This window comes from Micromonospora sp. NPDC048898, assembly GCF_043198035.1.
Lineage (GTDB): Bacteria > Actinomycetota > Actinomycetes > Mycobacteriales > Micromonosporaceae > Micromonospora.
This window is the reverse complement of sequence record NZ_JBICUF010000033.1, coordinates 1-20,262: the sequence shown is the minus strand read 5'-3', so window position 1 is coordinate 20,262 and position 20,262 is coordinate 1. Positions and strand designations below refer to the sequence as shown.

The following is a 20,262-nucleotide window of genomic DNA, read 5'->3' as shown; positions in this document are numbered from 1 at the left end:
AGGCCGGCCGTCGCGATTTCCCGCGACCCGCCCGGTGCCCTGCCGGTTCGTAACCATACCCGGTCGGTTTCGCCGCACCAAATCCGCCTCGCGGCCGATCCGGCGGGCCCCGCCCGGACCGTGTCTCGTAGGAGCGAACCCCTGCGTGACCCGGCTGCCAGCTTGTTTCGCGGCCTCAGGACTTTCGTCCCGTTTGCCCCGTTCCGCGCTGGCAGAGAGAAAGTTACGCGTCCGTGGGTTTGATCGTCAAATCCGCGGCAAGCGTCCCGCGTCACACTCCTACCCCGCCCGCCCACTCCTCACCCCGACCATCGACAGGTTTGCGTCATCTGAGAACCGGAATCTGACGCAAACCTCCTGATCACCGAGGACCGGGCAACACCGAGGGCCAGCAGGGCACGCAGTGCGGGGGTGGTCAGGACTTTTGTTGGCGCCAGGAGCGGATGCCGAGCACCCCGACGGTGGTGCCGATGGCCAGGGACGCGGCGATCAGCAGCGCGTGCACCCACAGGAAGCTGGTGGCCGCCCCCTCGGCCACCGTTCCGGTCGCCCAGGATCGCGGGTCCTGCCAGATCGCGACGGCGAATCTCGGCCAGATCACCCAGGTCCAGATCCCGACTCCGACCAGGAAGACGGACCACCCTCGCGACAGCACCATGGCAGCCGAGTATGCCAGCGCACCCGATGACCAGGTCAGGTGCGGACGCGTGCCGGTGGACGACCTGGGGACCGGCCGGCAGGACGGGGGTGCGACAGTCGTCGATCTGTTTCCGGCGGCTGCGGGGTGGGCACTTGAAGACAGGACAGCCGAGGACCGTCCCCCCGGAGGTGCCCATGCAACCCTCGATCTTCAATCCCTGGGCCTGGCGTGACCCGTCCGCCCTCGCTGGCGGACATACGCAGGCCACGCCCTCGGTCACCCCGCCGGATGGTCCGGACGGCGGCCACGACGGCCCGGACGCCCCGGGCCCTGGCACGCCTGTCGACCTGGTGGGTTATCAGGTGCAGGCGAGCGACGGGCGGATCGGCAGCATCGACGAGGCGAGCAACGAGGCGGACGCCGGGTACCTGGTCGTGGACACCGGGCCGTGGATCTTCGGCCAGAAGGTGCTGCTGCCGGCGGGCACGGTGGCTCAGGTGGATCACCAGGAGCGCGTCGTGCACGTCGACCGGTCCCGGCAGGAGATCAAGGATGCGCCCCCGTTCGATCCGGATGCCCTCGACCCGGAATACCGGGATCGCGTCGGCAGGTACTACGCCGACCGGTATCTTCCCCCTCCCGGGGTCATGCCGCGGGTAATCTGAGGCCGTGGTCCGGACGAGCAGCTGCGCGACGGAGGCGGTCGACACGGTCGACGGCCTTCCGCTGGGTGCGGTGCCCGTGGTTCCGACCAGCTCCGGCGATGGCCGTGAGCAACTTCTGAGTGTCCTCCGTGCCGGTGGTCTGCGGTTTCGCGCCGGCGCGCGATGGCGGACGGCTCGCTGAGCCGATCCCGCTGACCGAGGGGGCTGACCCGCCCCGCTCGGCGCGCGCCCACGCGTGACCCACCAACGGAACGAGAGGCACCACCATGTCCGTCGCACGAATGCTCACCGGCGACCGGCCCACCGGCCGCCTGCACCTCGGCCACTACGTCGGCAGCATCGCCAACCGGGTGCGGCTGCACCGGCGCTACGAGAGCTTCTTCATCATCGCCGACCTGCACATGCTCACCACGCGCAACCGCCGGGAGGACATCGACCAGGTCTCCGGCAACGCCCGGGAGATGGTCACCGACATCCTGGCCGCCGGCGTCGACCCGGGGCAGGCCACGTTCTATCTCCAGTCGGCGATCCCCGAGGTCGGCGACCTCAACACCCTCCTGCAGAACCTGGTGACGGTTCCCCGGCTGGAGCGGGTGCCGTCGCTCAAGGACATGGCCCGCGACGCCGGCAAGGAGGAGATGCCGTACGGGCTGCTGGGTTACCCGGTGCTCCAGGCCGCGGACATCCTCTGCGTCAAGGGCGAGGTGGTGCCGGTCGGTCGGGACAACGCCGCGCACGTCGAGGTGACCCGGGAGATCGCGCGGCGGTTCAACCACCTGTACGGCCCGGTCTTCCCGGTGCCCGAGCTGATCGCGGCGGACACGCCGAGCCTGGTGGGCACCGACGGCGCGGCCAAGATGAGCAAGAGCCGGGGCAACTCGATCGCGCTCTCCGACGACGCCGCCACGGTGCGTCGCAAGGTGCTCGGCATGTACACCGATCCGAACCGGGTGCGGGCCGACGTGCCGGGCACGGTGGAGGGCAACCCGGTGTTCGCGTACCACGAGGTTTTCAATCCGGACCGCGACGAGGTCGCCGACCTGGCCCGGCGTTACCGGGCCGGACGGGTGGGCGACGTGGAGGTCAAGGAACGCCTGGTCGTCGCGTTGGAGGCGTTCCTGGCGCCGATCCGGGAGCGCCGGGCCGAGATCGAAGCGGACCGGGGCCTGGTCGACCGGCTGATCGTCGAGGGCACGGAACGGACCCGGCAGGAGGTCCGGCAAACCCTGGTCGAGGTACGCCGGGCGATGGGGCTGACCGGCGCGTACCAGCAGGTGCGGCGGCGGGCTGAGCGGAGCCGCCGCCGGACGGACGCCTCGACCTGAGGCCGGGGCGTCCGGTCGGCGACGTGCCGTCGGGTCCGCTGCGACACCATCGGGGTCTCAGCGGATCCGGACGTCAGCCAGGTCCAGGGTGATCGGCGTCCAGGACAGGTCCGGGGTGCGGTCCTCCTGGCGGATGTGGATCCGGCGCCGTGTCGGCACGACCAGCCCGTCGACCTCGGTCGCCCCGCTCACGTAGTGCGCGACCGGGGAGGAGCCGTTGACCACCGCCTGGTAGTCCATGCGCCGCAGCAGCCCGCTGTCGTCGAAGTAGTACAGCTGGGTGTCGGTGTGGGTGTGCACGGTCTCGGGGTACGTGACGCGCAGTACGCGCCACGACTCGCCGTCCTCCGTCCACGGCTCGACCTCGTGCGCCTCGACGCCTGGCCAGGTGAACAGGAACGGCTCGACGAGGTAGTGCCAGGTGGCGTAGCCACGGAAGTAGGCCGCCTGGGCGAGCGTCCACTGGCTCTCCCCGGTGTAGCCGGCGAAGCTCGCCCGGGGGTTCGTCAGCTCGTCGATCAGGCTGCCGTCGGCCGCGGTGACGGTGACCCGGTCGGTGTCGCTGTCGTACTCGGTGATCTGGCCGGTGCCCTCCTGGACGTGGCGGATCCGTTCCCGGTGCAGGTCGGCCTCGACCAGTTCGGTGCTGTCGAAGTCGGGTCTGCCCTTGAACGCCCAGAACGGGCCGCCGTAGGTGAGCCGGGTGGTGAGGGTCGACGCGGTGTTCCAGCGATCGAGGCCGCCGTGACGCTCGATCACCTTGGCGAGCAGTACGTCCATCAGACACTCCTAAATTAGGACTAGTTGATCCGACATTAGCACTGCTCGGTGGACGCCGACTACGATGGCGATGTGACTCAGCGGACTTACCAGGACGCCTGCGGGGCGGCGCGCACGATGGACATCGTCGGCGAGCGCTGGGCGCTGCTGATTGTCCGAGAGTTGGTGTTCGGCCCGAAGCGTTTCGGCGATCTGCGGGCCGGCCTGCCGAGGGCCAGCCAGAACGTGCTCAGCCAGCGACTGCGGGAGCTGGAGCAGTCCGGCATCGTCCGGCGGGTACAGCTCGGGCCGCCGGCCAGCGTGCACGCGTACGAGCTGACCGAACGCGGTCAGCAACTGGAGCCGACACTTGTCGAGCTGTCGCGGTGGGGTGCTGGCCTGCCCGCGGAGCCGGACGTCGAGATGAGCACCGACGCGTTCATGCTGTTGCTGAAGGCCCTCTATCGGCCACCGACCGACGCGCCGGTGACCGCTCGACTTCGGTTGCAGGTGGGTGCCGACGCCTTCGAGGTGGGGGTGTCTCCGAGTGGGATCAGCGTGGCCCGGGGCCGGTCGGGCCAGGTCGACGTCACGGTCACCGGCACGGTGAGAGCGCTACGGGACCTGATGTTCGGCGGCACGCCGCTGCGGTCGGCGGTCTCCGCGGGCGAGATCGAGGTGCACGGCGACACCGGGGCGGCCGAGCGGTTCTTCCTGCTCTTCGCAGCGGCGACGTGAACTCGCGGTTCGAAAAAACCTGACCGGCCGTGTCGATATCCCCGGGCCTCGACCGTCGTCATGCTGTACGGCAACCCGCCGCACCGAGAGGAGCCGAAACGTGAAGTACATGCTGCTGTTCATGAGCCCCATGGTCGACGGGGAGGTCGTCGGCAACGGATGCAGCTTCGAGGACTGGATCCGCTACGACCGGGAGATGAAGGACGCCGGGGTCTGGGTCTCCGGGCATCCCCTGCAGGACCTGACCACCTGCACGACCGTGCAGGTTGGCCCGGACGGCGACCGCACGATCACCGACGGGCCGTTCGCCGAGACCCGGGAGCTGCTCGGCGGGTACGACATCATCGACGTGCCGGACCTCGACGCCGCGCTGGAGTGGGCGGCTCGCAGCCCCGGGGCCATCGGCACCGGATCGGTTCAGGTCCGTCCGATCGCCGAGATCGACATGCAGGTCTGACCGTGCCGGGTGCGGAGGCGGCCGTCGGGTCGTCGGTGGAGGCGGTGTTCCGGGAGGAACGCGGCCGCCTGCTCGCCTCGCTGGTGCGCCGCTTCGGCGACCTCGACCTGGCCGAGGAGGTCGCCTCGGAGGCCATCGAGGCGGCACTGACGCACTGGCCGACCGACGGCGTCCCGAGCCGGCCCGGCGCCTGGCTGCTCACCACGGCCCGGCGTCGAGCCGTGGACCGGCTACGCCGCGACCGGGTGCTGGCGACCCGGCTCGCCGTACTTCGGGCGGAGGCCGAGCGGGCCGACCACGCGCCGCCCGCCGATGCGGACCGGGACCTGCCCGACGACCGGCTGGCGCTCTTCTTCACCTGTGCGCACCCGGCCCTGGCCGCGGCGGATCGCGGCGCGCTCACCCTGCGGTTCCTGGCCGGCCTCACCACGGTCGAGGTCGCGCGGGCCTTCCTGGTGCCGCCCGCGACCATGGCCCAGCGGCTGGTCCGGGCCAAGCGGAAGATCCGCGACGCGCGCATCCCGTTCCGGGTGCCGGGCCCGGACGAGCTGCCCGGTCGTCTGCCCACGGTGCTCCAGGCCGTCTACTCGGTCTTCACCGAGGGGTACGCCGCCAGCTCCGGCCCCGATCTCCAGCGGATCGACCTCGCCGAGGAGGCCATCCGGCTGGCCCGGATCCTGCGTCGGCTGCTGCCCGCCGAACGGGAGGTCGCCGGGCTGCTCGGGTTGCTGCTGCTGGTGCACGCTCGGCGGGCCGCGCGCACCGGGCCGGACGGCGCGATGGTCCTCCTCGACGACCAGGACCGCGGACGGTGGGACCACTCGATGATCGACGAGGGGCGTGCGCTCGTGGTCGTCGCGTTGACCGGCCCGGCACCCGGGCCGTACGGGGTGCAGGCCGCCATCGCCGCGCTGCACGACGAGGCCACCGACGTGGCCAGCACCGACTGGCCCCAGGTGGTGGCGCTCTACGACGTGCTGCTCGGCATGGTCCCCTCACCGGTGGTGGCGCTGAACCGGGCCGCCGCCGTGGCCATGCGCGACGGGCCGGACGCCGGGCTCGCCCTGCTGGACGAGTTGGCCGACGATCCGCGGCTGCGCGGCTACCACCTCTACCCGGCCACCCGGGCGGACCTGCTGCGCCGACTCGGCCGCAACGACGAGGCCGCGGCGGCGTACCGCAGCGCGTTGGCGCTGGTCGGGACCGAGCCGGAACGGGACCACCTGCTGCGCCGGCTGGCATCCGTCACCGACGACTGACCGGATCCGCCGCTGTACCCTTCCCCGATGAGTCTGCCTCTGCCACCTGGTGAGTTCGCGGCGTACCTGTTCGACTGCGACGGCACCATCGTCGACTCGATGCCGCTGCACTACCTGGCCTGGCAGCGGGCCCTGCACGAGTGGGGTTGCGAGTTCCCGGAGGACCTCTTCTACGCGTGGGGTGGACGGCCGACCGTCGACATCGTCGTCGCCCTGAACGAGCAGCAGGGTCTGGCCATGCCGGTGGCGACTGTCGTCGAGCGCCGGGAGAGCTACTACGACGAGTTGCTGCCGCAGCTCGCCGCCGTCCCCGAGGTGGTGGCGCACATCCACGACGCGCACCGGCGGGTGCCGTTCGCCGTCGTCTCCGGCAGCACCCGCGCCTCGGTCACCGCCTCCCTCGGCACGCTCGGCCTACTGGACCGGTTCGACGTGCTGGTCTGCGCCGACGACTACACGCGGGCCAAGCCGGACCCGGAGGCGTTCCTGCTCGCGGCGGAGCACCTCGGCGTACCCCCGGGGTCGTGCCTGGTCTTCGAGGACACCGACCTGGGCATCCAGGCCGCGACGGCGGCCGGCATGGCATCGGTACGCGTGCCGCAACAGCGCACGCCGCGCTGAGGTCTCAGGCCACCGTCAGCAGCAGCTTGCCCGGGTAGGACGTTTCCAGGCGCTGGTGCGCGTCCCGCACCTTGCCCAGCGGGTACGTCTGCGCGACGTGCACCACGAACGGCCCGGCCTCGATGAGTTCGTTGAGGCGTTGCAACTGTCGGGGGCTGGCTTCGCCGTCGTAGGCACGGACCACCACGCCCGGCCGTTCGCGCGGCTCCGGCTGCACCCCGTGGGCGAACGCGACCACACCGCCGTCGGTAAGTGCCTCGGTGAGCCGGTCCAGCGTCTTGCCGCCGGCCATCGCCAGGATGGCGTCCACCCCGGCCGGTGCCGCGTCCCGGATCCGGGCGAGCACGTCGGTCAGGTCGGCGTGGCCGTCGAGGGACACGTCGGCGCCGAGTCGGGTGACAAGCGCGACGCCGTCCGCTCCGGAGGCCACGGCGATCACGTTCAGGCCCTGCCGCTTGGCCAACTGCACGGCCAGGTGGCCCTGACCGCCGCTCGCACCGAAGATCAACAACCACGCGTCGGCCGACAGACTGACGGTGTCGAGCCCGGCGAGCGCGGTCAGCGCGTCGGTGGGCATGGCCCCGGCGTGCTCGGCCGGCACCCCGTCGGGCACCTTTGCCGCGTACTCCGCCTTGACCGCCGCGTACTCCGCGTAGAAGCCGCCCTTCGGGCGGGTGGTGGCGGAGACGTAGACCAGGTCGCCGACCTCGACGTTGGACACCTTGCTACCGGCGGCGATGACGGTGCCGGCGCCGTCGGAACCGGGCACGATCGGCAGAGCCGAGCCCTCCGGTACGAGCACACCCTGCCGCTCGTACACGTCCCACACCCCCACGCCGGCGCTCCAGACCTTGATCAGCACCTCGTCGTCGGCGATCTGCGGGACCGGCAGCTTCCGCAGGGTGATCACCTCCGGCCCGCCGAACTCGTCCAGGGCCGCGGCCTGCATCCGCTCTGGCACATCCCCGTCAACCATGTGGATTCCCCCTCTGTGCCGGCGTCACCGTTCACCATGCCGGCTCGGAAACGGGTGTGCTCCAAAGCCGAGCGCCGTTCACCCACAAGGGCGACCGCCGCGCGATCCTGCAGTTTCGGTCGCCGATACGCGTGGAACGCCCCGCCCTGCCGGGGCAGACAGTGCAAGATCGCGGGTGGGGGCGCGGTCAGGGGGTTTGCGGCTTCGGGTTACGCAGGGCCTTGGCGACGGCTTCGCGTACGCGGGCGTCCTCGCGCACCCTGCGCCGCGTCCGGGTGCGGCGCCGGTAGAGGTACGCCCCGACCAGCACGGCGATCAGCGCGACGAGCACCAGCACCAGCAGCCACGGCAGGGCCCAGCCGTGCGCGGTGACCTGTACCGGCTTGAGCGAGGTGGTCGAGCCGGAGGCGTCGGTGAGCAGCGGCGTGAGGGTCACGGTCGAGGCGAGCGAGACGGCGGGGGCGACACCGGCGATGGGCACTGTCACGTCCCAGCTCTCACCCGGGAGCAGCTCCGGCGGCGCGGCGATGTCCTTCGCCCGGACCCGCAGCACGCCGAACGGCCCGGAGACCGAGACCGCCTGCTGCCCGGAGAGCGCGGCGTTGCCGACGTTGTGGATCTTGTAGGTGACGGTGGCGTCGCCCTTGCGGAACGGGTTGGACGGGCCCGCGTACGTCACGTGCACGTTTTCGATCGCGAGGTTCGGCTTCAGCTCGCCGCCGACCCGCAGCTTGATCCGGATGCCGAGCCGCCTGTCCACGTTGACGCCTTCGGCCTGGTCGGCCTGGGTGAGCGTGGTGAGGATCCCGCCGACGTAGTCACCGGGGGTGGCGTTGTCCGGGACGCTGACCGTGAAGGGGACCTGCGCGGTCTTCCCGGGCTGGATCACGACACTGCCAGCCTTCGGCTTCGCCCAGGCGCCGATCGCGACGGACCTGGCGTCCCTGGTGAGCAGATCGAGCTGGCCCGCGTCGGTCGTGAAGCCGTCGGCGGCGTACACGGACAGGGTCAGCGGCGCCTTGCCACGGTTGGCGACGACCATGGCGTCCTCGACGGAACCACCGGGATTGACGTTGTAGCTGTAACTGGACCGAGCCTCGCCGTAGCCGTTGGAGGCCGTGCGGACCGTCCAGGCGACGTCGCCGTCCGCCGCCAGGGCGGGGCCGGCACCGACGCCGACTGTCGCGGCGGCGGCGAGCAGGGACAGCGCGGTGGTACGAGCAAGCTTCTTCCAGCGCGTGACGGACGGGTACATGTCGGATCCTTGAGGTGATCTTGGTAGGACGGCACATGGGTGGCGGGGCAGGCACCCGAAGGTGCCTACCCCGCCCGATGGAACAGTTCGGTCAGCTGCTCAGCGCGGTGATCGTGAGCGTGGTGCGGTAGCTGCCCTTCGCGATGCTGTCCGGGATCTTCAGATCCAGGTCGGCACCGAGGCGGGCACCGCCGCGCGGGTGACCCTGCGCGGCGGCGGCGAGGGCGCTGGAGACCGAGAGGCCCTTGCCCTGGTCGTCGAAGGACGACAGGACCGGAGCACCGGCCTCGGCACCCGCGCCTCCGTCGAGCACGTACGGGTTCCAGCCCAGGTAGGAGCCGGAGAACTTCTTGTCGGCGTCGGAGAAGTCGCCGACGTTGGCCGAGATCGACCACGGGGCGAGCGAACGGCGGCTGTCCGACACGAGGATCGGGTTGATCTTGCCGGCCGCCTCGAAGAAGGTGCCGTCGCGTTCCTGGGCGGTGCCCAGGTCGACGAGGCCGTTGTAGCCGTCGATCGTCCAGCCGAACTCGCCCGGGGCCGCGTTCGGCACGTTGACCTGGATGGCCTGACCGTCACCGTGGTACGGGTGCACCGTCACCTTGTCGGTGATCGAACCGACCGGCTGGCCCTCCGGGGTGTTGACGCAGGAGAGGCCCTTCTCGACGGCCGCGTTCGGGGCCGCGCAGGTGCCGCTGCGGACGTTGGCCAGGACCAGCTTGTCGCCGCGCACCTGCACCTTGACGTAGCTGCGGACGTGCTCCTGGTTCTGGGACGAGTTGTACCAGTACTTGTTCGGGTCCAGTGGGTCCGGGCCGTTGCCCCGGATGCCGGTGCCGGTGTTGTCCGGCTTCTTGATGTCGTAGTACTTCGAGCCGGAGGCCGAGTTGGCCGTCACGTAGATGACGCCGCCCGGGCCGGGGAAGACCTCGGCAGCACCCGGCTGCTCGGCCGGGTTCTCCTTCTGACCGTTCTTGATCGAGTAGCTGCGGGAGTAGCTGTGGTCGTGACCCTGGAGCACCATGTCCACGCCGAGGTTGGAGAACGCCGTGGTGAAGTCCTCCCGCCGCTGCTTGTTGTCGGTGTCGGTCGCGTGGCTGGCCGGCGAGTAGATGGAGTGGTGGTAGACGAGCACCTTCCACTTGGCCTCGGAGCCGTGCTTGTTGATCACGTCGGTGACGTACGCGACGTGCGCCGCGTCGCCGCCGGCGGAGCCGTCCGCCGGGTTGGCGTAGCTGTTGCTGTTCAGGTCGATGAACAGCACGTCCTTGTGGATGAACCAGTAGTCGCCGCCGGACCGGGTCGCCTGGTCGCCGTTGTAGTACTGCGCCGAGCGGTCGGTGTTCGGGGTGAAGTGGTGCTGCTCGTAGGACTTGCCGCCGACGTCGTGGTTACCGATGGTGGCCACGAGCGGGTACTGACGCAGCTGCTCGGGGGCCAGGAACGAGGTCCACTGACCCTCGTCGTTGGCGCTCTCCACGTGGTCACCGGCGGAGACCAGCAGCTCGGCGTTCGGGTTGGCCCCGGTGGCGACCTTCAGGGTCTCCTCCCAGCCGGCCTGGTCCTTCAGCCGGTCACCGGAGGAGCCGATCTGCGGGTCGCCGAAGAACAGGAAGTCGTAGTCGCCCTCGAAGTCCTGCGTCTTGAAGGCGTACGCCGGGGACCAGCTGCCCTCGGCGCCGACCCGGTACGAGTACGCCGTGTTCTCGCGCAGGTTGCTGATCGTGGCGTGCCGGTTGAAACCGGTGGTGGAGGTGTTCGCCGCGCCGACGGCGTCGAAGCTGACGGCGCTTGCCGGAAACTCGCCGTTGACGATCTCGGCGGTCGGGGCGAGCTGGATCTTCTGGGCGGTGTCCGCCGAGGAGTACCAGCTCACGATCCGCTGGGTCTCGTTGGCGCCGACGCCGAGGATCACGCCGGTGATCGTGGTGGACTCGGCCGCGCTGGCGGTGGCCGTCAGGCCGCTACCGAGGGCCGCGCCCATTCCCAGGAAGCCGGCTGCGACCCCGGCGACCACGCGCCGCCGCACGAGCCCGGGGGCCCGTGTCGAGGTGCTCAATGTCATCGACATTGTTCCCTTTTCAAATAGAGAAATGGATGGTGACTTCACCCGACGCGGGGAAGCAAATCCACGCTTTCGCCGCCCGGTGAACCGACCATGAACGTGATCTTGCGAAAGCCTGCACTTCGCGAACTACTTAGCCTTGCTCAGGACCCGGAAACGCGCTGGACAAACCAGATCAGCCCCATGACGGACACGGCTGCGGAAACAACGCCGGTCGCCCAGATACCGATTTTCGGCGCGCGGCGGCGAAGGACGAACAGGAGCGGGAAGACCAGAGCGATAATCGTCAACTGAACGGCCTCGATGCCGATGTTGAACACCAGCAGCGACCACAGCAGGGTCCACGACCACGCCTCGTCGATGCCCAGCGCGCCCGCGAAGCCCAGGCCGTGCACGAGGCCGAAGCAGAACACCACACCCAGTCGGATCCAGCCGGCCCGATCCAGGCTGAGGTGGCCGCGCCCCGCCGTCGCCTCCAGGTCTGTCGCGTGCTCGCCGCGCCGCCAGATGCCCCACAGGTGCCAGCCCGCGACGACGGCGATGGACAACGCGATGACCGGCTCCACGATCGACCCCGGCACCTCGACCAGGCCGAGGGCCGCGAGCATGAACGTCACCGAGTGCGCCAGGGTGAAACTGGTGGCCGCGAGCACGATCTCCCGCAGGCGCCGCGATCCGGCGATGAGCGCCAGCAGGAACAGGATGTGGTCGATCCCGGACAGCAGGTGCTCGGCACCCAGCAGGAAGAACTCCCCGAACCGCTGGTACCAGGCCTGGCCGGTCGAGAACGTGGGGTTGGCCGCGTCCAGCGCCGCGCTGCCGGAACGGCCGTCGATCTCGTAGGTGACGATCGTCTTGGTGCCCTTGACGTAACCCTCGTCGTCCGGGAACAGCGCGCTGCGCACCTCGTGCTCGTCGACCCGCTCGGGGCAGGTCCAGTCGAGCAGCAGACTCGCGTACGGCACGCCCTCACGCTCGCCGATCGTCGCGTCGCCCACCTGGGTCGGCTGACAGTCCGCGTCCCGCGCGGTCACCGAGAACCGGTCGGAGACGTACCCGAGGACCGTCGACGAGTGGCTCCTCAGTGCCGCGGCCTGGGCGTCGCCGTCGCCCGCGTCGAAGGCGGCCGTGCCCGCCCGAAAGAGCGGGTCATCGTCGCCCGAATCCGCGGCCGACACGACGAGGAGGTCGTATTCGAGGTCCACCGCCGTGCGAATGTGACCCTCGTCTCCGGCAGTTATTTTCGCGTACACGGTCGACGAGAAGCCGTGTGCGGACGCCGTTCCGGCGTCCAGAAACGGGAGCACCGCCGCGGCAATCCCGACAGCGGTGACGATAACGGTACGGCGGACGCGGCCCAGCATGCGACTCCCTCGGTTGGCCAGTGCACGCTGCATGGCGCGGGTGAACACCAGCCCGACCGCCGACGAACCGCCGGATAACAACGACCCCGAACGACCGGCGCCGGATAAACGGCGCCGGGAATTGAGATAGGAATACGAGGCTGCCGCCACCACTCGAAAGGACGACCACCTGTGCGCCCCCCGCTTCGGGTCGTTGCCATGCTGGCCGCGACCGCCGCGCTGCTCACCGCCTGCGACTCCGGCGACGACTGGTCACAGCCGCACCCCGCACCCAGCGCCGTGGGGACGCTCGGCCCCGGGTTCGTCGACCCCTCCACCACACCGGCCCCGGAGGCGACGATCACGCCGCGACCCGGCTCGTGGGCCGGGGTCCACCCGCCGAAGGACTACCGAGTCGTCCTGCTCACCGCCGGTGCCGACGACCCGACCAAGGCTCTCGTGACGGCGGTGCGGGAGTGGGCCGACGACGAGCACGCGGATCTCCGGACGATCACCGTCGGCGACGCCCACGAGGCCGTGCCCAGCATCGCCAAGGCCATGGAGATGAACCCGGATCTCATCGTCAGCGCCGGCGGCGACCTCATCGACCCCCTCGCCCTGGTCACCCCGAACCACCTGGACGAGAAGTTCCTCGTGGTGGGCGCCGAACTGGCCGAGCCCACCCACAACGTCACGTCTGTCGACTGGGAAGGCGCGTCGTTCCGCGGGGAAGGGCTCGGCATGTCCTCGACGTACGACCCGACGTCGTTCACCGCCGAGCGCTGCGCGTCGGCCATCCGGGCGGGAGTGGCGGCCGTCCTCAACGACCTGACCGGGATCGTGGTCTGGCTCTGACGACGGGGATCGGGGCTGACCGTCGCGGAGTCGGCAGGGCCCGGTGCGGGGGCGCTGACCTCCGCACCGGGCTCGGCGGACCTGCGGGGACGGCACGGGTCACCGGGACTTGACCCGACGTGCGATCCTGTGCCGGCTGATCATGGTCGGGCCCACAGTGGAGGCAGGGTTTGCGTACCGCTTCGCGTATTCACCGTCGAATCGCGGCACTGGGCGTCGCCGTGGCGCTGGCGTGCGGCTCGGCGGTGGGGCTCAACGCCTCCGCTGCCGCCGCCGCGGATGTCGCCCCGACGGACCTCACCAGCTCCGGAAAGCCGTGTGCCGCCGCCGCCCCGGGGCCATATCTGAATCCGAGAGCGTGGAATTGGGCCACGGGCGCCACGCTGGAGGGCAAGTTCCACCGTACTGGCCAGGGCGGACTGCGGGCGGACTTCCAGGTGTGGGATGTCGCCGACCCGGAGCATCGGCAGCAGTGGCTCGCCGAGATGGGCGCGGACAGCAACGAGCTCCACGTCCAGATCGCCGACGACACACAGCAACTCGACGGCGTCACGTACGCCTGGCGGGTGCGCGTCCTCGACGGTGCCGACGCGTCGCCGTGGAGCAGCACGTGCCACTACACCATCGACCGCGACGGCGGCCCGGCACCGGCGGTCGCCTCCGTCCATTACCCGTCGCCGTCAGGAGGGTGGGACAACGTCAGCGGCGCGATCGGTGTGCCTGGCACGTTCACGCTCACCTCGGCCAACTCCGACACCGTCAGCTACGAGTACCAGTTCTACGAGATCGAGCTGAGCGACCAGGCCCCAGCGGCCCTGGTGGCCGCCGACAGGCTCGGTGGACCGGCGACGATCGAGTGGGCGCCCAAGACGGCGGGCTTCCACCGGGTCTCGGTGTCCGCCGTCGACCGGGCGGGCAACCGCTCCGAACGGACCGGCTACGAGTTCCTCGTCCGGGAGACCCGGCCGTCGATCTTCTCGTCGGCGTACCGGGATGGGACCTGGCCCAGCAATCTGGACTACAACGTCGGGGTGCCCGGGGCGTTCGAGCTGCACTCCACCGTCGCCGACACTGTCTCGTTCGCTTGGCGGATCGACGGGGGTGGCCCGTCGGGGACTGTGCCGGCGGCGGCCGACAGAACGGCGACGGCGATGATCGCGCCCACCCGTGCCGGTATGCAGACCCTCTACGTCCACAGCGTGACCCGCGACGGCACGGCGCACGCCCCCCGCGCCTACGAGTTCTTTGTCGACAACGGCCCGACGTTCACCAGCGCCGGCAGCCGGGTCGTCATCGGCTCCTCGCTCACCCTCCACCTCGCGCCCCGGTCGCCGCAGGTGCGGGCCTATGTCTACTGGGACGAACTCTCGGGCCCGGAGCCGCCAACGATCGAGAAGATCACCATCCCGGCCCGGGCGGACGGCACCGCCGACCTCACCTGGACCGCCAACGAGTTGATCAATATCAGAGGACTGCGCATCCAGAGCCGTAGCGCCGACGGCACCCTGTCCGAGTCGCGCTACGCCGCCATCCAGATCGACGGTGCGGCGCCGACGATGAACCAACCCGGCGACACCGACCTGGGCAAGCCGGTCACCATCACGGCCCGCACCCGGATGGCGAACGTCACCGAGTTCGAGACGACGCTGAACGGCGACAAGGCCACAAAGCAGATCGTCAGGCCAGCCGCCGACGGCAGCGCCACCTTCACCTACACGCCGACCACGGCCGGCTACACCTCCGTCAGCGTCGTCGCCCGCAACGCCGACGGGGTGCAGACCGAGGAGGCTCACACGTACTGGTGGATGCTGGACGGACCTCGGATCAGCTCGACCGACTTCCCGAAGACCGGCAGAGGCCGGCTGATGCCGGGCACCTTCAGCATCACGCCGCGCCTGCCGGACACGATCGCCTACGAGTATGCGATCAACTTCGGCTCGTACGCCCCGCTCGCCGCCCGGGCCGACGGCACCGCGACACTGGCGTGGACACCTCCGGACGTCGGTTGGTATTACCTGACCGTTCGCAGCGTCACGGCCAGCGGCGGCTATTCCCTGGGCACGACGTACAGCTTCGGGGTCGAGTCGGCGGTGGTCGACTACGTGACGCCGTACGTCGTGGAGCCGGGTGCCGTTCGGACGATCACCCTCCGCGGCAGCGGGCTGAACCCGAAGGACCGGGTCCAGGTGACGGCCGCCGGCGGGGAGCCCCTCACCGCCACGGTGAAGACTGTCGAGTCGGATGGCTCGTCCATGGCCGTCGACGTTGATCTCCGCCTCGCGCCAGCCGGCACGGCCAGCCTGACGCTGTACGCGTACGACTCCGGCCGGCCGCAGGTCAGGACCTTCACCATCGATCCACCCCTGGCGATGCGGGCGGTCAACCCGCCGACGATCACCGGAGCGGCAGTGATCGGCGGCACCGTCACCGCGGCACCGGGCGCCTGGGCGCCCACCACGACGACCTACGGGTACCAGTGGTCGGCCGACGGCGTCCCGATCGCGGGCGCGACAGGTGCGACGTTCCAGATCTCCGCGGCGCTGCTCTGGAAGCGGCTCACCGTGGCGGTGACGGCCAGCCGGGACGGCTACGCCGACGCCTCCGCCGTCTCGGCCGCCACGACGGCTGTCGTCCGGGGCAGCGAGGAGCGACCTCCGCCGCGCCCGCCGATCGGCCGCCCCGGCTCGCCGTGGCCAGATTCGCGCCAACCGGCGGCCTGACCCACCGGATGACCACCGCCCGATTCAGCACGGGGAGCACAATGCGTACACCTTCACCTGCTCGTCGCCGGATCACGGCGGTGATCGCGGCATCGGCGCTCGCCTCCGCGGCGGTGGTGGGCCTCGCGGCCAGCCCGGCCGCCGCGGCCCTGTCGGCGCCGACCGGGCTCCAGACCGCGGGCCAGCCCTGCGCCACCGCCGCGCCGGGGCCGTACCTGAGCCCGGTCAGACTCAACGACGCCAACGCCGTGGTGCTCAAGGGCACCCTCTCCGGCGCGGACGAGGGTGTCGAGTTGCAGGCCGACTTCCAGGTCTGGGACATCACCCACCCGGAGCAACCGCAGCAGTGGCTCACCGGTCTGGCCCCGAGTAACGACGAGGTCTACATCCAACTCGAGGACGCCTCGCGGCAGCTCGACGGCGTCACGTACGCCTGGCGGGTGCGCGTCCTCGACGGTGCCACGGCGACGTCGTGGAGCGGCACGTGCTACTTCACGGTCGACCGCACCGGCGGCCCCGCGCCGACCGTCGCCTCCGCCGTGTACCCGGCGGGTTGGTGGGACAACGCCAGCGGTGCGATCGGCGTCCCCGGCACCTTCACGCTGACCTCGGCCAGCGCCGACACCGTCAGCTACCGCTACGAGTTCTACACGAGCGAACTGAGCGAGCAGCTCCCCGCGGGCACGGTGGACGCCGACGGGCTCGGCGGCCCGGCGACTGTCGAGTGGACGCCTCGCGCGGCGGGCTACCACTCCGTCTCGGTCTATGCGATCGACCGGGCCGGCAACTACTCCGAGCATGCGTACTACGCGTACTACGTCAAGGAGACCCGTCCGTCGATCTTCTCCTCCGCATACCCGGAGGGAACGCCGAACCTGGACTACAACATCGGGGTGGCCGGCGCGTTCGAGTTGCGCTCCAACGTCGCCGACACGGCGTCGCTGGCGTGGCGGATCGACGAGGGTGGCCCGTCGGGGACGGTGCCGGCGGCGGCCGACGGAACGGCGACGGCCATGATCGCGCCAACCCGTGCCGGACAGCAGACCCTCTACGTGCACAGCGTCACCCGGGACGGCACGGCGCACGCCCCACGCGCCTACCAGTTCACCGTGGACGACGGCCCGCGGCTCACCGGCGACGTCGACCGGGGTGTCACCATCGGCTCGGCGCTCAACTTCCACCTCGCACCCCGGTCGCCGCAGGTGCAGGCCTACGTCTACTGGGTCGAACATGGCGGGCTGTTCCCACCGCCGATCGAGAAGATCACCATTCCGGCGCGGGCGGACGGCACCGCCGACCTCACCTGGATCGCCAAGGACACAAGCGTCAACGGCCTGCGCATCCAGAGCCGAAGCGCCGACGGCACCCTGTCGGTGCCCCGCTGGAACCACATCTCGGTCGACGGAGCGTCACCGACGGTGACCCGCACCGGCGGCACCGACGTGGGAACGACGGCCACCTTCACGGCCCGCACCGCGATGGCCAACGTCACCGAGTACGTGGCGACGCTGAACGCCGACGAGGCCACCAAGCAGGTCGTCCGGCCGGCCGCCGACGGCAGCGCCACCTTCACCTACACGCCGACCAAGGGCGGCTACACCTACGTCAAGGTCTTCGCCCGCAACGCCGACGGGGTGCAGACCGACGAGGGCGGCACGTCCTGGTCCGTGCTCGACGGACCTCGGGTCACGTCGACCGATTTTCCGACGACCGGCGCGGGCCGGCTGGCCCCGGGCACCTTCGCCTTCGCACCACGCCTGCCGGGCACGACCGCCTACGAGTACTCGATCAACTTCGGGCCGTACGCCCCGCTCGCCGCCCGGGCCGACGGCACCGCGACACTGACCTGGACCCCGCAGGACGTCGGTTGGTATTACCTGACCGTCCGCAGTGTCACGGCCAGCGGCGCCCGCTCCGGGTACACGCAGTACAGCTTCCAGATCGAGTCGGCGACCGTCACGTCGGTGGCGCCGGCCGTCGTGCCGCCGGGCGCCGTTCGGACGATCACCGTCAGCGGCACCGGGCTGCACCCGAAGGACCGGGTCCAGGTGACCCCCGCCGGCGGGGAGCCGCTGACCGCCACGGTGAGGACTGTCTCGTCGGACGGCACGTCGATGACCGTCGAGGTGAATCTCGGTTCCGCGCCAGCCGGCACGGCCACCCTGACCCTGTACGCGTACGACTCCGGCAGGGCGGTGGTCCTGGCCGACGCCTTCACCATCAACCCGCCCCTGGCGATCCGGGCGGTCAACCCGCCGACGATCACCGGAGCGGCAGTGATCGGCGGCACCGTCACCGCGGCACCGGGCACGTGGTCACCCTCGACGACCACCTACCGGTACCAGTGGTCGGCCGACGGTGTCCCGATCACCGGTGCGACGGGTGCGACGTTCCAGATCTCCGCGGCGCTGCTCTGGAAGCGGCTCACCGTGGCGGTGACGGCCAGCCGGGACGGCTACGCCGACGCCACCGCCGTCTCGGCCGCCACGACGGCTGTCGTCCGGGGCAGCGAGGAGCGACCTCCGCCGCGCCCGCCGATCGGCCGCCCGGGCTCGCCGTGGTCGGATCCGCGCCAGCCAGCCAGCTGATCGGGTGATCGTCGAGGCGCGCGGGAGGAGCTGCTGTCGGCGCCGCCCCGCGCGCCTCGGGAACGCTCAGTGCCTCAGGCGGTGAAGGCACCGTCGATGGCGATGGACGCACCGCTGATGAAGGTGGCCTCGTCGCTGAGCAGGAACGTGGTGAGCGCGGCGACCTCGTCGGAGGTGCCGGCCCGTCCGGTCGGCTGCATCGCCAGGTAGCGCTCCGCCGCTGCCGGGGCCTGGCTGACGACACCCTGCCAGAGCGGGGTGTCGATCAGACCGGTGACCAGGGCGTTGACCCGCACCCCGGAGCGGGCCACGTCGAGTGCCGCCGAACGGGTCAGGCCGATGACCCCGTGCTTGGACGCGTTGTAGGCGACCTGTGTCGCGTCGCCCTTGACGCCGGAGACGGAGGCGTTGTTGACGATCGCGCCACCGCCGGAGGCGATGATCGCCGGGATCTCGTGCTTGAGGCCGTAGAAGACACTCGTCAGGTTGAGGGCGACCGAGCGATGCCAGGCGTCACTGTCGGTTTCGCGGACACTGGCCATCGGGCCACCGCCGGCGTTGTTGAACGCGCCGTCCAGCCGGCCGAACTCGGACACCGCGGTCTCGACGAGCCGCGCCATCTCCTCCTCGACCGTCACGTCGGTCCGCACGAACAGGGCGCTACCGCCCGTGCTGCGGATCTGCGCGGCCACCTCCTCGCCCCGGTCGCCGTCCCGGGCGCCGATGACGACGCGGGCCCCCTCCGTGGCCGCCCGCTGCGCGAACGCCAGGCCCATGCCCTGCGTGCCGCCGGTGACGACAAGCACCTTCGAATCCAACCGTCCAGACATCTCGTCTCACATTCACTCGACTGGTAAGCCGCTGCGCGCGGCGTGGCCGAAGATCCACGGGGAGCGCCGGAGGCGTGAAGAGTCGCCGGACGGTCCGCAGGGCTTCGCGAGGCTGAACGCTAGCCTTTTCTGGAACGTTCGACAAAGTAACAGCGCTCACAGCTACCTGGTCATTAGCCGCTGGCGTGCCCAACGCACCCCAAAAGGGGCGGATATCAGCCACAAGTTCTGGGGCAGTCGTTCCACAACGCCGACGTGCCGGGCGAGTCTCGGAAACAGGATGGCTTCACACCGGTGCGGGAGCTTTCGCGCCTGCCGGTGGACGTGGTGACCGAGGACACGATGCACCGAATCCGCTGAGATAGTGGAATCAGATGTGTGAGCAGAACCGGCACCGGCGAGTGACGTTGTGAGGTCCACTCTCTCAAGCCGCGATCCGGGCTCCTCCGGCGCGAACACCACCCCCGCGACTGGTGAGCCGGCTCGGGCGACGGCCGCCCATCGGCAGCGCTGGGCGGTGGACACCATGGCCATCGCACCTGACGATCAGGTGCTGGAGATCGGCTGCGGCCGGGGCGCGGCCGTCTTCATGGTCGCCAGCCGACTCACGACCGGCCGGATCGTCGCCATCGACCGGGCCGCGACGATGGTGCGGCTCGCTACCCAACGCAACCTGAGCCACATCAGCGCCGGGAGGGCCGAGATCCGATGTGCCGGGTTCGAGTCGGCCGACCTCCCGGCCAGCCGCTTCACCACGATCTTCGCGGTGAACGTCAGCCTCTTCTGGTTGGGCGACGCCACGCAACAGATCGCTCGAATGCGGAGCCTGCTGGCACCGGGAGGTCGGCTGCACGTGTTCGGCGAGCGACCCACCGCAGCGCACGCCACCGCGAACCTCACCGCGACCCAACTGCTGCTCGAATCCCACGGTTTCGCCACCACCACATCGAGCGCCACGCGTGGTCAGCGCCAGGTGCTGACCTGCGTCACCGGCGCGCCGATCCGGTGAGTGCGGGCTGATCGCAGCGCCAACACGAGCCGGGGGGGGGGGGGGGGGGGGGGGGGGGGGGGGGGGGGCGGCGGGGGCGGGGCGGGGGGGGGGGGGGGGGGGGGGGCGGGGCGGGGGGGCCCGCCCGCCCCCCCCCCCGCGCGCGCGGCGGGCCGGC

At 70.6% G+C, this 20,262-nt stretch carries 17 protein-coding genes; 10 read left to right on the top strand and 7 right to left on the bottom strand.

Annotation, left to right across the window (positions count from 1 at the left end; translation table 11 throughout):
- Positions 1-415 precede the first annotated feature (415 nt).
- Positions 416-658, bottom strand: coding sequence for an SCO4848 family membrane protein (locus tag ACGFIQ_RS35860; RefSeq protein ID WP_393250722.1), 243 nt, complete (start codon positions 656-658; stop codon positions 416-418).
- A 176-nt stretch (positions 659-834) separates the two neighbouring features.
- Between ACGFIQ_RS35860 and ACGFIQ_RS35855 the strand changes: the two genes are divergently transcribed.
- Positions 835-1,305: a PRC-barrel domain-containing protein gene (locus ACGFIQ_RS35855; RefSeq protein WP_393250720.1), complete on the top strand. Its 471-nt coding sequence runs from the start codon at positions 835-837 to the stop codon at positions 1,303-1,305.
- A 266-nt stretch (positions 1,306-1,571) separates the two neighbouring features.
- A complete protein-coding gene (trpS, locus tag ACGFIQ_RS35850; protein ID WP_393250718.1) occupies positions 1,572-2,630 on the top strand; it encodes a tryptophan--tRNA ligase in 1,059 nt (352 codons plus the stop codon).
- A gap of 57 nt (positions 2,631-2,687) precedes the next feature.
- Here the strand turns inward: trpS and ACGFIQ_RS35845 are convergent, their stop codons facing one another.
- Positions 2,688-3,410 (bottom strand): hypothetical protein, encoded by a 723-nt coding sequence (locus ACGFIQ_RS35845; protein WP_393250716.1) that lies wholly within the window; start codon positions 3,408-3,410, stop codon positions 2,688-2,690.
- Positions 3,411-3,482: 72 nt separating this feature from the next.
- On the opposite strand from ACGFIQ_RS35845, the gene ACGFIQ_RS35840 reads away from it, so the two are divergent.
- From ACGFIQ_RS35840 to ACGFIQ_RS35825, 4 genes are all read left to right on the top strand, one after another.
- Complete coding sequence (locus ACGFIQ_RS35840) at positions 3,483-4,127, top strand: winged helix-turn-helix transcriptional regulator (RefSeq protein WP_393250714.1); 645 nt, start codon at positions 3,483-3,485, stop codon at positions 4,125-4,127.
- Between the two features lie 109 nt (positions 4,128-4,236).
- Positions 4,237-4,584, top strand: a complete 348-nt coding sequence (locus ACGFIQ_RS35835) for a YciI family protein (RefSeq protein WP_393250724.1) — start codon at positions 4,237-4,239, stop codon at positions 4,582-4,584.
- Between the two features lie 2 nt (positions 4,585-4,586).
- Positions 4,587-5,843, top strand: a complete 1,257-nt coding sequence (locus ACGFIQ_RS35830; RefSeq protein WP_393250712.1) for an RNA polymerase sigma factor — start codon at positions 4,587-4,589, stop codon at positions 5,841-5,843.
- 27 nt (positions 5,844-5,870) lie between these two features.
- Complete coding sequence (locus ACGFIQ_RS35825; protein WP_393250710.1) at positions 5,871-6,464, top strand: HAD family hydrolase; 594 nt, start codon at positions 5,871-5,873, stop codon at positions 6,462-6,464.
- A gap of 4 nt (positions 6,465-6,468) precedes the next feature.
- Here the strand turns inward: ACGFIQ_RS35825 and ACGFIQ_RS35820 are convergent, their stop codons facing one another.
- The 4 genes from ACGFIQ_RS35820 to ACGFIQ_RS35805 form a co-directional block, all read right to left on the bottom strand.
- The gene (locus tag ACGFIQ_RS35820) at positions 6,469-7,440 is read right to left on the bottom strand and encodes a zinc-binding alcohol dehydrogenase family protein (RefSeq protein ID WP_393250708.1); all 972 of its coding nucleotides are present in this window, start codon (positions 7,438-7,440) and stop codon (positions 6,469-6,471) included.
- 187 nt (positions 7,441-7,627) lie between these two features.
- Complete coding sequence (locus tag ACGFIQ_RS35815) at positions 7,628-8,695, bottom strand: WxL protein peptidoglycan domain-containing protein (protein ID WP_393250706.1); 1,068 nt, start codon at positions 8,693-8,695, stop codon at positions 7,628-7,630.
- A 91-nt stretch (positions 8,696-8,786) separates the two neighbouring features.
- Positions 8,787-10,760 (bottom strand): fibronectin type III domain-containing protein, encoded by a 1,974-nt coding sequence (locus ACGFIQ_RS35810; protein ID WP_393250704.1) that lies wholly within the window; start codon positions 10,758-10,760, stop codon positions 8,787-8,789.
- Between the two features lie 143 nt (positions 10,761-10,903).
- Positions 10,904-12,274 carry a HupE/UreJ family protein gene (locus ACGFIQ_RS35805; RefSeq protein WP_393250702.1) on the bottom strand — a complete coding sequence of 457 codons (1,371 nt, stop codon included), beginning with the start codon at positions 12,272-12,274 and terminating at the stop codon, positions 10,904-10,906.
- A 48-nt stretch (positions 12,275-12,322) separates the two neighbouring features.
- On the opposite strand from ACGFIQ_RS35805, the gene ACGFIQ_RS35800 reads away from it, so the two are divergent.
- From ACGFIQ_RS35800 to ACGFIQ_RS35790, 3 genes are all read left to right on the top strand, one after another.
- Positions 12,323-12,958, top strand: coding sequence for a hypothetical protein (locus ACGFIQ_RS35800; protein ID WP_393250700.1), 636 nt, complete (start codon positions 12,323-12,325; stop codon positions 12,956-12,958).
- A gap of 170 nt (positions 12,959-13,128) precedes the next feature.
- Positions 13,129-15,678, top strand: coding sequence for a hypothetical protein (locus tag ACGFIQ_RS35795; RefSeq protein ID WP_393250698.1), 2,550 nt, complete (start codon positions 13,129-13,131; stop codon positions 15,676-15,678).
- A 41-nt stretch (positions 15,679-15,719) separates the two neighbouring features.
- On the top strand, positions 15,720-18,266 hold the full coding sequence (locus tag ACGFIQ_RS35790) for a hypothetical protein (RefSeq protein ID WP_393250696.1): 2,547 nt from the start codon (positions 15,720-15,722) through the stop codon (positions 18,264-18,266).
- Positions 18,267-18,340: 74 nt separating this feature from the next.
- On the opposite strand, the gene ACGFIQ_RS35785 is transcribed toward ACGFIQ_RS35790, so the two are convergent.
- Positions 18,341-19,096: an SDR family NAD(P)-dependent oxidoreductase gene (locus ACGFIQ_RS35785; protein WP_393250694.1), complete on the bottom strand. Its 756-nt coding sequence runs from the start codon at positions 19,094-19,096 to the stop codon at positions 18,341-18,343.
- 409 nt (positions 19,097-19,505) lie between these two features.
- Between ACGFIQ_RS35785 and ACGFIQ_RS35780 the strand changes: the two genes are divergently transcribed.
- The gene (locus ACGFIQ_RS35780; RefSeq protein ID WP_393250692.1) at positions 19,506-20,105 is read left to right on the top strand and encodes a class I SAM-dependent methyltransferase; all 600 of its coding nucleotides are present in this window, start codon (positions 19,506-19,508) and stop codon (positions 20,103-20,105) included.
- Positions 20,106-20,262 lie beyond the last annotated feature (157 nt).

Excerpts from the sequence above, each read along its gene's own strand:
- ACGFIQ_RS35860 (WP_393250722.1), bottom strand. The coding sequence starts at position 658 with ATGGTGCTGTCGCGAGGGTGGTCCGTCTTCCTGGTCGGAGTCGGGATC.
- ACGFIQ_RS35855 (WP_393250720.1), top strand. The coding sequence starts at position 835 with ATGCAACCCTCGATCTTCAATCCCTGGGCCTGGCGTGACCCGTCCGCC.
- trpS (WP_393250718.1), top strand. The coding sequence starts at position 1,572 with ATGTCCGTCGCACGAATGCTCACCGGCGACCGGCCCACCGGCCGCCTG.
- ACGFIQ_RS35845 (WP_393250716.1), bottom strand. The coding sequence starts at position 3,410 with ATGGACGTACTGCTCGCCAAGGTGATCGAGCGTCACGGCGGCCTCGAT.
- ACGFIQ_RS35835 (WP_393250724.1), top strand. The coding sequence starts at position 4,237 with ATGCTGCTGTTCATGAGCCCCATGGTCGACGGGGAGGTCGTCGGCAAC.
- ACGFIQ_RS35825 (WP_393250710.1), top strand. The coding sequence starts at position 5,871 with ATGAGTCTGCCTCTGCCACCTGGTGAGTTCGCGGCGTACCTGTTCGAC.
- ACGFIQ_RS35820 (WP_393250708.1), bottom strand. The coding sequence starts at position 7,440 with ATGGTTGACGGGGATGTGCCAGAGCGGATGCAGGCCGCGGCCCTGGAC.
- ACGFIQ_RS35815 (WP_393250706.1), bottom strand. The coding sequence starts at position 8,695 with ATGTACCCGTCCGTCACGCGCTGGAAGAAGCTTGCTCGTACCACCGCG.
- ACGFIQ_RS35810 (WP_393250704.1), bottom strand. The coding sequence starts at position 10,760 with ATGACATTGAGCACCTCGACACGGGCCCCCGGGCTCGTGCGGCGGCGC.
- ACGFIQ_RS35800 (WP_393250700.1), top strand. The coding sequence starts at position 12,323 with ATGCTGGCCGCGACCGCCGCGCTGCTCACCGCCTGCGACTCCGGCGAC.
- ACGFIQ_RS35790 (WP_393250696.1), top strand. The coding sequence starts at position 15,720 with ATGCGTACACCTTCACCTGCTCGTCGCCGGATCACGGCGGTGATCGCG.
- ACGFIQ_RS35785 (WP_393250694.1), bottom strand. The coding sequence starts at position 19,096 with ATGTCTGGACGGTTGGATTCGAAGGTGCTTGTCGTCACCGGCGGCACG.